Source organism: Nocardioides sp. NPDC023903 (assembly GCF_040639295.1).
Classification (GTDB): domain Bacteria; phylum Actinomycetota; class Actinomycetes; order Propionibacteriales; family Nocardioidaceae; genus Nocardioides.
Map to the genome: position 1 here is coordinate 45215 of NZ_JBEZZS010000006.1, position 12443 is coordinate 57657.

14 protein-coding genes are annotated in these 12443 nt (G+C 66.6%); 13 read left to right on the plus strand and 1 reads right to left on the minus strand.

The genetic code is table 11. From position 1 onward, the window contains the following. Window positions 1–47 precede the first annotated feature (47 nt). From AB0F44_RS09090 to AB0F44_RS09125, 8 genes are all read left to right on the plus strand, one after another. On the plus strand, window positions 48–509 hold the full coding sequence (locus AB0F44_RS09090) for a MarR family transcriptional regulator (RefSeq protein ID WP_357354679.1): 462 nt from the start codon (window positions 48–50) through the stop codon (window positions 507–509). Further along, a complete protein-coding gene (locus AB0F44_RS09095) occupies window positions 506–1756 on the plus strand; it encodes an MFS transporter (protein ID WP_350660699.1) in 1251 nt (416 codons plus the stop codon). The genes AB0F44_RS09090 and AB0F44_RS09095 overlap by 4 nt, the downstream gene beginning before the upstream one ends. A gap of 263 nt (window positions 1757–2019) precedes the next feature. Next, the gene (rpsL, locus tag AB0F44_RS09100) at window positions 2020–2391 is read left to right on the plus strand and encodes a 30S ribosomal protein S12 (RefSeq protein ID WP_091052356.1); all 372 of its coding nucleotides are present in this window, start codon (window positions 2020–2022) and stop codon (window positions 2389–2391) included. 1 nt (window position 2392) lies between these two features. Continuing rightward, a complete protein-coding gene (gene rpsG / locus AB0F44_RS09105) occupies window positions 2393–2863 on the plus strand; it encodes a 30S ribosomal protein S7 (protein ID WP_141806234.1) in 471 nt (156 codons plus the stop codon). Window positions 2864–2946: 83 nt separating this feature from the next. Continuing rightward, window positions 2947–5061, plus strand: coding sequence for an elongation factor G (gene fusA, locus AB0F44_RS09110; RefSeq protein WP_357354682.1), 2115 nt, complete (start codon window positions 2947–2949; stop codon window positions 5059–5061). 84 nt (window positions 5062–5145) lie between these two features. Beyond that, window positions 5146–6339 carry an elongation factor Tu gene (gene tuf / locus AB0F44_RS09115; RefSeq protein WP_160026986.1) on the plus strand — a complete coding sequence of 398 codons (1194 nt, stop codon included), beginning with the start codon at window positions 5146–5148 and terminating at the stop codon, window positions 6337–6339. Window positions 6340–6512: 173 nt separating this feature from the next. Beyond that, window positions 6513–7241, plus strand: coding sequence for a tRNA (guanosine(46)-N7)-methyltransferase TrmB (gene trmB / locus AB0F44_RS09120; protein ID WP_357354684.1), 729 nt, complete (start codon window positions 6513–6515; stop codon window positions 7239–7241). Between the two features lie 57 nt (window positions 7242–7298). Beyond that, entirely contained in the window at window positions 7299–7925 is a 627-nt protein-coding gene (locus AB0F44_RS09125) for a hypothetical protein (protein WP_357354686.1), read from the plus strand. Here AB0F44_RS09125 and AB0F44_RS09130 read toward each other — a convergent pair. Beyond that, window positions 7912–8763 carry an RDD family protein gene (locus tag AB0F44_RS09130; protein WP_357354688.1) on the minus strand — a complete coding sequence of 284 codons (852 nt, stop codon included), beginning with the start codon at window positions 8761–8763 and terminating at the stop codon, window positions 7912–7914. The two genes, AB0F44_RS09125 and AB0F44_RS09130, sit on opposite strands and share 14 nt — an antisense overlap. 23 nt (window positions 8764–8786) lie before the next feature. Between AB0F44_RS09130 and AB0F44_RS09135 the strand changes: the two genes are divergently transcribed. The 5 genes from AB0F44_RS09135 to AB0F44_RS09155 all read left to right on the plus strand — a co-directional run bounded on the left by AB0F44_RS09135 (window position 8787) and on the right by AB0F44_RS09155 (window position 12441). After that, window positions 8787–9782 (plus strand): stage II sporulation protein M, encoded by a 996-nt coding sequence (locus AB0F44_RS09135; protein WP_357354690.1) that lies wholly within the window; start codon window positions 8787–8789, stop codon window positions 9780–9782. A gap of 39 nt (window positions 9783–9821) precedes the next feature. Continuing rightward, on the plus strand, window positions 9822–10388 hold the full coding sequence (locus tag AB0F44_RS09140; protein WP_357354692.1) for a helix-turn-helix transcriptional regulator: 567 nt from the start codon (window positions 9822–9824) through the stop codon (window positions 10386–10388). A 2-nt stretch (window positions 10389–10390) separates the two neighbouring features. Next, window positions 10391–11032: a nucleotidyl transferase AbiEii/AbiGii toxin family protein gene (locus AB0F44_RS09145; RefSeq protein ID WP_357354694.1), complete on the plus strand. Its 642-nt coding sequence runs from the start codon at window positions 10391–10393 to the stop codon at window positions 11030–11032. A gap of 56 nt (window positions 11033–11088) precedes the next feature. Then, entirely contained in the window at window positions 11089–11493 is a 405-nt protein-coding gene (locus AB0F44_RS09150; protein ID WP_357354696.1) for a hypothetical protein, read from the plus strand. Between the two features lie 171 nt (window positions 11494–11664). Next, window positions 11665–12441, plus strand: coding sequence for a methyltransferase domain-containing protein (locus tag AB0F44_RS09155; protein WP_357354698.1), 777 nt, complete (start codon window positions 11665–11667; stop codon window positions 12439–12441). Window positions 12442–12443 lie beyond the last annotated feature (2 nt).

Genomic DNA, 12443 nt, shown 5'->3' on the forward strand with positions numbered 1-12443 from the left:
TCTCTGGCCGGAATAGTTAGCGCCGGTAAGCAGTTATGCTTACCGACATGCCTACCGCACAGCCCGCTTCCGCGCCCGACGCGTCCTCCGACATCCCCGAGGTCGCTTCGGTGCTGCGCACCTCTGTCATGCGGATGCGCCGCCGCCTGGCCAACGAGCGCCACCCCGACAACGACCTTTCGCTGGGGTCGATGGCGGTGCTCGGGGCGTTGTACGCCAACGACGAGATGACCCTCGGCGCCCTGGCCGGGCGCGAGCGCGTCCAGCCGCCGAGCATGACCAGGATGGTCAACTTCCTCGAGGAGGGCGGCTACGTCGTCCGCCGCCAGGGTGAGACCGACCGCCGACAGGTGCTGGTCTCGATCACCGACAAGGGCCGCCGGACCGTACGCAAGGACCGGCTCAGCCGGGACGCCTGGCTCGCCCAGCAGCTCGTCGACCTCGATGCCGACGAGCTCGCCGCCATCCGCACAGCCGCTTCGATCATGGAGAGAATAGCCACCAGTTGAGTCCCACGTTCCGTTCCCTGCGCAGCCACAACTACCGCCTCTACCTAGCCGGCAGTGTCGTCTCCAACGTCGGCACCTGGATGCAACGCATCGCCCAGGACTGGTTGGTCCTGAGCCTCGGCGGCGGGGGAGCGGCACTCGGTATCACCACCGGCCTGCAGTTCCTGCCCATCCTCCTGCTCAGCCCCTACGCCGGGGTCATCGCCGACCGCTTCCCGAAGCGTCGCCTGCTGCAGGCGGCCCAGGGCTGGATGGCCCTGATGTCGTTGCTGCTCGGTGTGCTGGCGGTGAGCGGCCACGCCGAGGTGTGGATGGTCTACGTGATCGCGTTCCTCTTCGGCACCGGTGCCGCCTTCGACGGCCCCGGCCGGCAGTCGTTCGTCTCGGAGATGGTCCACCCCGACGACCTCACCAACGCCGTCGGTCTCAACTCGGCCTCGTTCAACCTCGCCCGTCTGATCGGGCCGGCGCTGGCCGGGCTCCTCATCGGCTGGCTGGGGAGCGGCCCCGAGGCGACCGGCTGGGTCATCCTCGTCAACGCCGTCTCCTACCTCGCCGTGATCGGCCAGCTCCAGCGGATGAACACCGCCGAGCTGCACTCGCCCGACCCTGTCGCCCGGCGGCGCGGGATGCTGCGCGAGGGCATCGCCTACATCCGTACGCAGCCCAAGATGCTGATGGTCCTGGTGATCATCTTCTTCGTCGGCACCTTCGGGGCGAACTTCCCGATCACCTCGGCACTGATGGCGACCGAAGAGTTCGGCAAGGGCGCCAGCGAGTACGGCCTGCTCGGCACCGTCTTGGCCATCGGCTCGCTCTCCGGCGCCCTGCTCGGCGCGCGCCGCACCCGGATCCCGCTCAAGCTGATCGTGCTGGCCGCGACCGGGTTCGGCCTCACCGTCATGGTGTCCGGGCTGATGCCGACGTACGCGCTCTTCGCCCTGATCTCGCCCGTGCTCGGCTTCTTCACGATCACGACCCTCAACGCCTGCAACGCGACCATGCAGACCGAGGCGGCCCCGGAGTTCCGCGGCCGGGTGATGGCGATCTACATGACCGTCCTGATGGGTGGCACCCCGCTGGGTGCCCCGCTCATCGGCTTCGTCGGCGAGCACTTCGGTGCCCGCACGACCCTGTACGCCAGTGGCGCTCTGGTGCTGTTGGGTACGCTTGCGGGGGTGCTGCTCCTCGCCGCACTCAGAGGTGGTATCCGGGCCGTTTTGACCCCCTCTCAAGCCGCCGGGTAGCCTCTGAAGCGTGTCTGGGACAACCAGGCCGTCGCGCGTGCCCGGAACAAGCTCGAGAAATGGGTCTCGGACCCGGGTTCGGCGCCCTCAAGTGGGGATTCGGTTCGAAAGATCCGTCTTCGTGCTGTTGAGGTAAGGGCGACACGCCCGACCTCGGGGGCGAGGCGGGACCAGTTGGTATCGCACCACCTGGATGCACAACATTTGATCCTTCGCGGCAGAGCGCCGCGTAGTGAGAGCAGAAAAGAAGGGGAACCACCGAGGTGCCCACAATCAACCAGCTGGTCCGCAAGGGCCGCGAGGACAAGGCGACGAAGTCGAAGACGCCTGCCCTCAAGGGATCGCCGCAGCGCCGTGGCGTCTGCACGCGCGTCTACACCACCACCCCGAAGAAGCCGAACTCCGCCCTCCGGAAGGTCGCCCGTGTGCGCCTCTCCTCCGGCGTCGAGGTCACCGCTTACATCCCGGGTGTGGGTCACAACCTTCAGGAGCACTCCATCGTGCTCGTCCGCGGCGGTCGTGTGAAGGACCTCCCCGGCGTGCGTTACAAGATCATCCGCGGCACGCTCGACACCCAGGGTGTCAAGAACCGCAAGCAGGCCCGTTCGCGCTACGGCGCGAAGAAGGAGAAGTGACATGCCTCGTAAGGGTCCCGCTCCCAAGCGTCCGCTCGTCGTCGACCCCGTCTACGGCTCGCAGCTCGTAACCCAGCTCGTCAGCAAGGTCCTCCAGGACGGCAAGAAGCAGGTTGCGCAGCGCATCGTCTACACCGCCCTCGAGGGCTGCCGCGAGAAGACCGGCACCGACCCCGTGGTCACGCTCAAGCGTGCGATGGACAACGTGAAGCCGGCCATCGAGGTCAAGTCCCGCCGTGTCGGTGGCGCTACCTACCAGGTCCCGATCGAGGTCAAGGGCACGCGTGGCACCACGCTCGCGCTGCGCTGGCTCGTCGGTTACGCCCAGGACCGTCGTGAGAAGACGATGGCCGAGCGCCTCATGAACGAGATCCTCGACGCGAGCAACGGCCTTGGTGCCGCTGTGAAGAAGCGCGAGGACACTCACAAGATGGCCGAGTCCAACAAGGCCTTCGCGCACTACCGCTGGTGACGTAAGGCGGGGTGCCTGCCGCACAATGTGGGCACCCCGCCCATCCAGACCGAAGACAATCTCTTTAAGGAACGCTGAAGACAGTGGCCGTCGACATCACCACGGACCTCAATGTGGTCCGCAACATCGGCATCATGGCGCACATCGATGCCGGTAAGACCACCACCACCGAGCGCATCCTGTTCTACACCGGTATCTCGTACAAGATCGGTGAGGTCCACGACGGCGCTGCCACGATGGACTGGATGGAGCAGGAGCAGGAGCGCGGCATCACGATCACGTCCGCCGCGACGACCTGCTGGTGGAAGGACCACCAGATCAACATCATCGACACCCCCGGGCACGTCGACTTCACCGTTGAGGTCGAGCGCTCGCTGCGCGTCCTCGACGGCGCCGTCGCCGTCTTCGACGGTGTTGCCGGTGTCGAGCCGCAGTCGCAGACCGTGTGGCGTCAGGCGAACAAGTACGCCGTCCCGCGGATGTGCTTCGTCAACAAGCTCGACCGCACCGGTGCCGACTTCTACATGGTCGTCGACTCGATCGTCGACAAGCTGCACGCCACCCCGCTGGTGCTGCAGCTGCCGATCGGCGCCGAGGCCGACTTCATCGGCGTCGTCGACCTGGTCGAGATGCACGCCAAGGTCTGGCGCGGCGAGACCGCGATGGGCGAGGACTACGTGATCGAGGAGATCCCGGCCGACCTCGCCGACAAGGCCGCGGAGTACCGCGAGAAGCTGGTCGAGACCCTCGCCGAGGCCGACGACGACATCATGGAGGTCTACCTCGAGGAGGGCGACGTCTTCGACGTCCCCACCCTGAAGGCCGCCATCCGTCGCGCGACCCTGGCTGACAAGCTCAACCCGATCCTCACCGGCACCGCGTTCAAGAACAAGGGCGTGCAGCCCCTGCTCGACGCGGTCGTCGACTACCTGCCCTCGCCGCTCGACGTCGAGTCGATCATCGGCCACGACGTCAAGGACGAGTCGCTCGAGGTCACCCGGAAGCCCTCCGAGGACGAGCCGTTCTCCGGTCTGGTCTTCAAGATCGCCTCCGACCCGCACCTGGGCAAGCTGTTCTACCTGCGTGTCTACTCCGGCAAGGTCGAGGCGGGTGCGACAGTCGTCAACCCGATCAACGGCCGCAAGGAGCGGATCGGGAAGATCTACCAGATGCACTCCAACAAGCGCGAGGAGATCGCGTCGGTGGGTGCCGGCCAGATCGTCGCGGTCATGGGTCTGAAGGAGTCGAAGACCGGTCACACGCTGTGTGACCCGACCCACCCGGTCGTTCTCGAGTCGATGTCGTTCCCGGCTCCGGTGATCGAGGTCGCCATCGAGCCGAAGACCAAGAGCGACCAGCAGAAGCTCGGCACCGCGATCCAGCGTCTCACCGAAGAGGACCCGACCTTCACGGTCAAGTCCGACGAGCAGACCGGCCAGACGATCATCGCCGGTATGGGCGAGCTCCACCTGGAGGTCTTCGTCGACCGGATGAAGCGCGAGTTCAAGGTCGAGGCGACCGTCGGCAAGCCGCAGGTCGCCTACCGCGAGACGCTCCGCAAGAAGGTCCAGAACCACAGCTACACCCACAAGAAGCAGACCGGTGGTTCGGGTCAGTTCGCGAAGGTCGTCATCTCCGTCGAGCCCAACGTCGACGAAGAGACCGGTCTGGGTGCGGGCTACGAGTTCGCCAACAACGTCACCGGTGGTCGCGTGCCGAAGGAGTACATCCCTTCGGTCGACCAGGGTGCTCAGGACGCCATGGAGTTCGGCATCCTCGCCGGCTTCCCCATGGTCGATGTGAAGGTCTCGCTCGAGGACGGCGCCTACCACGACGTCGACTCCTCCGAGCTCGCCTTCAAGATCGCCGGCAACCAGGCCTTCAAGGAGGCCGCCCGCATGGCGAAGGCCGTTCTGCTGGAGCCGATGTTCGCCGTCGAGGTCACCACCCCGGACACGTTCCTGGGCACCGTGATCGGCGACATCAACTCCCGTCGCGGCCAGGTGTCTTCGCAGGAGGAGCGTCACGGCGACATGGTCGTCCAGGCGCTCGTCCCGCTGTCCGAGATGTTCGGGTACGTCGGTGACCTCCGGTCCAAGACCAGTGGTCAGGCGTCGTACTCGATGGAGTTCGACTCGTACGCCGAGGTTCCCACGAACGTCGCCGACGAGATCATCAAGAAGGCCCGTGGCGAGTGACCTTCGGGTCGCCCGTCCAGGGACTTCGGCAGCAACACCTTTCAGTACGAGTCAGTAAGAAAATCACACCAGGAGGAGCCCACAGTGGCTAAGGCGAAGTTCGAGCGGAACAAGCCGCACGTCAACATCGGCACCATCGGTCACATCGACCACGGTAAGACCACCCTTACCGCGGCGATCTCGAAGGTGCTGCACGCGAAGTACCCGGACCTGAACCCGGAGTTCGCGTTCGAGGACATCGACAAGGCCCCCGAGGAGCGCCAGCGCGGGATCACGATCTCGATCGCGCACATCGAGTACCAGACCGAGTCGCGTCACTACGCTCACGTCGACTGCCCGGGTCACGCGGACTACATCAAGAACATGATCACCGGTGCCGCGCAGATGGACGGCGCGATCCTCGTGGTTGCCGCCACCGACGGCCCGATGCCGCAGACCAAGGAGCACGTGCTCCTGGCCCGCCAGGTCGGCGTGCCGTCGATCGTCGTCGCGCTCAACAAGTGCGACATGGTCGACGACGAGGAGCTCATCGAGCTCGTTGAGATGGAGGTGCGCGAGCTCCTCAGCGAGTACGAGTTCCCGGGTGACGACCTCCCGGTCGTGCGCGTTGCCGCCTACCCCGCCCTGCAGGGCGAGGAGAAGTGGATGAACTCGGTTGCCGAGCTCATGCAGGCCGTCGACGACTACATCCCGACCCCGGCTCGTGAGACCGACAAGCCGTTCCTGATGCCCGTTGAGGACGTCTTCACGATCACCGGTCGTGGCACCGTCATCACCGGTCGTATCGAGCGCGGCATCGTCAAGGTCGGTGAGGAGGTCGAGATCGTCGGCATCCGCGAGACCTCGCAGAAGTCGACCGTCACCGGCGTCGAGATGTTCCGCAAGCTGCTCGACGAGGGCCAGGCCGGCGAGAACGTCGGGCTGCTGCTCCGCGGCACCAAGCGCGAGGACGTCGAGCGCGGCATGGTTGTCATCAAGCCGGGCACCACGACCCCCCACACCAACTTCGAGGGCTCTGTCTACATCCTCTCGAAGGAGGAGGGTGGCCGTCACACCCCGTTCTTCAACAACTACCGTCCGCAGTTCTACTTCCGGACCACGGACGTGACCGGCGTTGTGACCCTCCCCGAGGGCACCGAGATGGTCATGCCGGGTGACAACACCGAGATGTCGGTCGAGCTCATCCAGCCCATCGCGATGGACGAGGGTCTGAAGTTCGCTATCCGTGAGGGCGGTCGCACCGTCGGCGCGGGTCGGGTTACGAAGATCATCAAGTGATCGTCTGATCCAACGTGGAAGGTCCCCGGAGCCGCAAGGCGAAGGGGGCCTTTCGCGTTGGACTAGATGCTCCTTGCTGCTTAGGAAAGCGCTGACTCGGCGCAAACGGACCGGAGCGAAGCGAGGACCGGATTGCGCCGCGTCGGCGCGCCACGAGACCAAGGCAAGAAGAGATGACAGAGCCAAACCACCCACTCCACCCCGCGCGGCCTCACCAGAAGCTGCTGGATGACGGCCGCACGGTAAGAGAGGTCCTCACCTACACCCGACGCGGCAGCCGCCTGGACCCCAAGCAGCAGCGCGCCTGGGACGCGTACGCCGAGGAGTGGGTCATCCCCGACGAGGCGGTCGACGAGCCCGGTTTCTCGCTGGAGAGCTGGTTCGGCCGCAAGGCACCCCTGATCGTCGACATCGGCGGCGGCGTGGGAGAGGCGACCGCGGTGCTGGCGGCCAACCGTCCCGAGGCCAACATCCTGGCGCTGGAGGTGTGGCGCCCGGGGGTCGCGGAGAGCCTCGCCCGGGTGGGCGCAGCAGGCGCGACGAATGTGCGGTTCTGCAGCGTCGACGCACTCTGGACGCTCGAGAACCTCGTCGAGCCCGAGTCGGTCAGCGAGGTCTGGACGTTCTTTCCTGACCCGTGGCACAAGACCCGCCACCACAAGCGGCGCCTGGTGACTCCCGCCAACGCGCGGATGATCGCGGAACGGCTCGCGCCCGGCGGGATGTGGCGGCTGGCGACCGACTGGGTCGAGTACGCCGAGCAGATGGTCGAGGTCCTCGACGCCGAGCCGCTGCTGAGCGGTGGAGTGGTGGACCGCTGGGACGAGCGCCCGGTGACCAAGTTCGAGCGCAAGGGACTGGCCAAGGATCGGGTCATCACTGACCTGCTCTACCGGCGTTGACCCGAACTACCCGTGTCGTGACTGATCTGTAGGCGCAGAACCGCCAAGATCAGCGGCATGAAGTTGTACGCCGACAGGCCCACGCGCCTCGCCGCCCAACTGTTCGCCGACCTGATGACGGTGGCGTGGATCGTCGGATGGGTCCTCCTCGGCAGGTTCGTCCACGAGATGGTCTCGGCGCTCGCCGTACCCGGCGAGAAGATGGACGACGCCGGCACCTCGCTCTCCGCGAAGATGCTCGAGGCCGCCGGGAAGGTCGATGACCTGCCGCTGGTCAACGACGGCATCGCGGTCCCGTTCGAGGGTGCCGCGAAGGCCGCCGACCAGCTCCGTGCGGCGGGGGAGGCGCAGGTCGAGGCCGTCTCCAGCATCGCGCTCGGGCTGGCGATCGCGGTCGTGGTCGTCCCGGTGCTGATGTGGCTGATGGTCTACGTGCCTCTGCGGTGGCGGTTCATCCGCAACGCGACCTCGACCCAGCGGTTCCTCGAGGCGGGCACGGCCGCCGATCTCGTGGCGCTGCGCGCGATGTCGACCCAGCCGCTGCACAAGCTCGTGAAGATCAGCGACGACCCGGTCAGGGCGTGGCGCGAAGGCGACGTCGACGTGGTCACGAAGCTGGCTGCGCTGGAGCTGAAGTCAGTCGGGCTGAGCGCCAAGCGCCTTGCGCGCCCTAGCGTGAAGTGAGCCTCGCCCGGAGCTCCGCGTCGCGAGCGAGCCGGGCCGCGTCCCGATCGCGGCGGGTGGCGAGCACCGCAGCCAGGTAGGCCTCGGGCGGAGTGCCCGGAGGTGGGCCAGGGGCGACGTACGTCTGCATGTGGGTCGCCAGGCGCTCGGCGAGAGCGTGGCGGCGGACCGGGTCGGTGTAGGTGCCGACCTCGCCGGAGAGGAACCGTCGCACCGCCAGGGACAGGCCGACCGGGATGGTGGCGACGTCCGCGCGGGAGGCCCAGGCGGCGAGCCCAGGGGGCATCTGGATCGGCGTCGGGGGACGGAGCGGCACCCGTACGCGGATGACGTACGTCCCGGCCGCGATGTCGCCGAGCCGTTTGCCGCGTGGGTGGATCATCGCGGACAGGAAGGCGACGGCGCCGCTGGTGGCGTAGATCTCGACGACGCCGATCAGGGCGCGTACGAACGCGTGGTGGAAGCTGATCGCCCCACCATCGTCACGCACCGTACGCAGGCCCAGCGCGAGCTTGCCGAGCGACCGGCCGCGGGTGAGTGTCTCGATGGCCGTCGGGAAGACCACCAGGACCGAGGCGGTGGCCGCGATGTAGGCGGCCCACGCCAGAGCCTCGTCGGTCGCGGGAGCGGCGGTCAGGAAGACGAACAGCGTCACGATCAGCAGTGTCATCACCACGATCACGTCGATGAGGCCCGACAGCAGCCGCATACCCAGCCCGGCGGCCGGCAGGTCGAGGGCGACTGCGTCGCCGGTGACCAGGTCGTCCTCGGTGAGCAGTGCGCGTTCCTGGGGCCGTTCCTGGGGGCCTCGCTCGGGCGATTGCGGCGCGGAGGTCATGGCGGTCAGCGTACGCTGCGGGCGTGGATCTCGACGCGTATCTGGCCGCTACCGCCGCCGACCGGACCAGGCTCGAGCAGCTGCTGGCCGAGCGTCGGCTGAGCGGTGCCCAGGCCGACGAGCTGGTCGAGCTCTACCAGCGGGTGAGCACCCAGCTCTCGGTCGTACGCAGCAACGCACCTGACCCGACGGTCGTCCAGCATCTCTCGGTGCTGCTGGCCGCTGCCCGCAACCGCACCACCGGCACCCGGACGAGCACCTGGTCCGGTTTCCTGCGGTTCTTCACGCATCGGTTCCCGGCCGCGCTCTACCGGCTGCGCTGGTGGTGGCTGGGGATGATGGTCGCCAACGTCGTGGTCACCGCGGTGATGATCTGGTGGCTGCTGCGCCACCCGGAGGTCGAGCAGTCGTTGCTCGGGCCGGAGCAGGTCAAACAGCTGGTCGAGCACGACATCGAGGGCTACTACAGCGAGCACGCGGCCTCGTCGTTCGCCACCCAGGTCTGGGTCAACAACGTCTGGGTCTCGTTCATCTGCATCGCCCTGGGTGTGCTCGGGCTGCCGGTGATCTACTCGATGTTCCAGAACATCTCGAACCTGGCGATCCTCGGCACCCTGATGCACCGCCACGACCGCGGCGGCCTCTTCTGGGGCCTGATCCTTCCCCACGGTCTCTTGGAGCTGACCGCCGTCTTCGTCGCCGGCGCCGTCGGATTGCGGATCTTCTGGTCATGGATCGACCCCGGCTCGCTGACCCGAGGGCAATCGATGGCGCGAGAGGGCCGCACCGCCGCCGGCATCGCCCTCGGCCTCATCGTCGTACTCCTGATCTCCGGCATCATCGAAGCCTTCGTCACCCCCTCACCTCTCCCCACCTGGGCCCGCGTCGGCATCGGCATCCTCGCCGAGCTCGCTTTCTTCGCGTACGTCTTCATCGTCGGCCGCGCCGCCGCCTCCCGCGGCGAGACCGGCGACATCGACGACCGCCTGCTCGAGGACCGCGTCGCCACCCAGTCCTGAATGTTCCCAGTCGGGAACATTTGAGCGTACGCTGGGGACATGGCAACAATGTCCCCAGGCGAGATCGGCGAGCTCGTGCGCAGCGTGCGCAAGACGCTTGGCCTGACTCAGGCCGAGCTCGCCGAGCTTGCGGGGGTCGGCCGCCGATTCGTCATCGAGCTCGAGGCCGGCCACGGCCGCGCCGAGCTCCGCAAGGTCGCCGACGTGATGCGAGCCGTTGGACTCGAGGTCTCCGACGAGCCCGATCCGATCGAGATGGTGCGTACGCCGAGCGGGCTCGTCTCGTTCCGCACCGTGATGAGCCGGATCGGCCGACCGCTGTCTGTGCCGAATCGCCTGTGGCGGCTCGACCCGGAACGGGCCACCGCGACCGTCACCTTGCCGCACAGCGTTCATTGGTCGGGCGGCGGTGGCACCTTCGACCTTGCCGACTGGAACGACCGAGCACTCGCGTACCGCACGCTCATGCTGGAGGCGACCCCATCGGTCCTGGTCGACTATGTCGACGGCCGCCAGCTCGTCGACATGTGGGACGACATGTTCGTGCCGCCCGAGATCCGTCAGGCGTGGCAGAGCGCCGTGTCGGACTTCCGAGAGGCCGCCTAGCGATGAGCCAGACGGATCTCATCACGGCCTTCCAGGAAGAAGTTGCCCGCACATTCTTCGATCTCCCGGAGTCTGAAGGGTTTCTCCTCGCAGGTGGTGCCGCGCTGATCGCGTTAGGTGCGGTCGAGCGGGTCACTGACGACCTCGACTTCTTCGCTGCACGTGGAGAAGGAGACGTGCCTGCCGCGAAAGCCGCATTCGTCGCGAGATGTCGCGATCGTGGTTGGCAGACGGCGATCGTCTGGGAGGCCGACGAGTTCGTACGCCTCTCTGTCATCGGCGCCGACGACAAGATCGAGGTCGACCTCGGCATCGATGCCAGCCTCATCCTGCCGCCGACGGTCACGTTCCTCGGACCAACGATCGGTTTGGAGGAGAATGCCGGGCGCAAGACACTGGCTCTCTTCGGCCGTGCAGCCCCACGGGACTTCGTCGATGTGTTCAACCTCGCCCAACGGTTCGGCAAACCGAAACTGCTGAAGCTGGCGGCTGAGCGGGACCTAGGGTTCGACCGGAGAGTGTTCGGTCAGATGGCGCGCATGGTGAATCAGATCAACGCTCGACAGTTCCCCCTCGATGAAGATTCCGTGCCCGACCTGGTGGCGTTCTTCAACGGTTGGTCTGAAGAGCTTCGAGTTGAATGAGGGATCCAGTGGCATGGTGGCGGAGATCCAGAGCGGCCAGACCCAAGGCGTACGCGGTGGAGTTTCCGCACGTTGCGACCGAGGACGAGCAGCGGGATCAGGTTCGAGCGCTGTTGAGGCTGCTTCGGCCCCATGGATCTGAGTTCCAGACCGACATGCCGGCCTTCGCGGAGGCGCCGCCTGCGGTCGTTGATGCCCGAGCCTTCCTGCGATCGCTCAAGGGAACGAAAGCGGAGTCCGAGAACTATGCGATGACGAGCCTTGTGGACTCGGCCGATGACCGACTCTGGGAAAGCTTCGTCCAGGTCGCGCCGTATGCTTTTTCGGCTGAGTTCTGGCAGGCGGGTCGATATCTTGTCTCCGTCGCGGACGAAAGCCAGAGTGTCGTTGTCTACCTTGTCCCCGACTCCGACATCCACTCAGCGGTTGCCGACCAGTTCGATCTTCGCCTGCTCGACTGACATGCCGGCACGCGCTAGCGTTGGGCCACGACGGGACGCAGCTAGGGTTCCGGTGCCATGGGCATGCCTGGTCCGAGCGCTGCGACCCTTCGCCGCCATCGGTGAAGGGCATCTGACGGGACAAAAGCCTGGTTGAGTGAAGTCGCTACCTGATCACGTCCAGGAGCGCTCATGTCCAAGACCAATTATGACGGTCCCATCCACCGCGACTACGCCCGTGGTCGAGCACTGAAGGCGGAGCAGTACGCCGCTTGGGCAGATGCCTTCGCCCAGCGATTGCCACGGCGCAGACCGCTCGTCGGTCTCGATCTCGGATCGGGCACCGGGCGCTTTTCGCCGATGCTCGCCGATACGTTCGGGCCCGTTGTCGGGGTCGAACCCTCAACAGGGATGCGCGAGACGGCCAAGCGGTCGTCGGCGCACGAGGACGTCCGCTATCTGCCCGGCAGCGCTGAGGAGATCCCGCTCGAGGACGAGTCGGTCGACTACTGCCTGATGTTTCTTGCCTGGCATCACGTCACGGACCGTTCCCGCGGTGCCGAGGAGATCGCGCGCGTGCTCCGGCCGGGTGGCGTACTCCTGTGCCGTGCGCAGTTCAGTGACCTGATGCCCGACCTCTGGTGGCTGCGTCACTTCCCGCACGGTGCCAAGGTGGATGCGGCGATGTATCGCCCGCTCGCCGAGGAGATCGAGATCTTCTCGGCCGCTGGGCTGGCGCCGTCGCCCGGGCTCGTACGGGTGGAGATGCCGTCCGCGGAGACCAAGGGCGAGGTGTTCGAACGGCTCCGGCTGCGTACGCTGTCGACTCTCGTGCGAATGCCCGATGAGGACTTTCGTACCGGCGTCGCGGCGCTCGAGGCCGAGGTGCGGCAGGACCCCGGCGCGCTCGTGCCGCAAGAGTCGACCACGATGCTGGTGATGTCGAAGCCCGACGCGTGCGAGGCTTGATC

Coding starts and splice junctions, on each gene's coding strand:
- AB0F44_RS09140 (WP_357354692.1), top strand. CDS start 9,822: ATGGCAACAATGTCCCCAGGCGAGATCGGCGAGCTCGTGCGCAGCGTG.
- trmB (WP_357354684.1), top strand. CDS start 6,513: ATGACAGAGCCAAACCACCCACTCCACCCCGCGCGGCCTCACCAGAAG.
- AB0F44_RS09145 (WP_357354694.1), top strand. CDS start 10,391: ATGAGCCAGACGGATCTCATCACGGCCTTCCAGGAAGAAGTTGCCCGC.
- AB0F44_RS09125 (WP_357354686.1), top strand. CDS start 7,299: ATGAAGTTGTACGCCGACAGGCCCACGCGCCTCGCCGCCCAACTGTTC.
- AB0F44_RS09090 (WP_357354679.1), top strand. CDS start 48: ATGCCTACCGCACAGCCCGCTTCCGCGCCCGACGCGTCCTCCGACATC.
- AB0F44_RS09130 (WP_357354688.1), bottom strand. CDS start 8,763: ATGACCTCCGCGCCGCAATCGCCCGAGCGAGGCCCCCAGGAACGGCCC.
- AB0F44_RS09155 (WP_357354698.1), top strand. CDS start 11,665: ATGTCCAAGACCAATTATGACGGTCCCATCCACCGCGACTACGCCCGT.
- rpsG (WP_141806234.1), top strand. CDS start 2,393: ATGCCTCGTAAGGGTCCCGCTCCCAAGCGTCCGCTCGTCGTCGACCCC.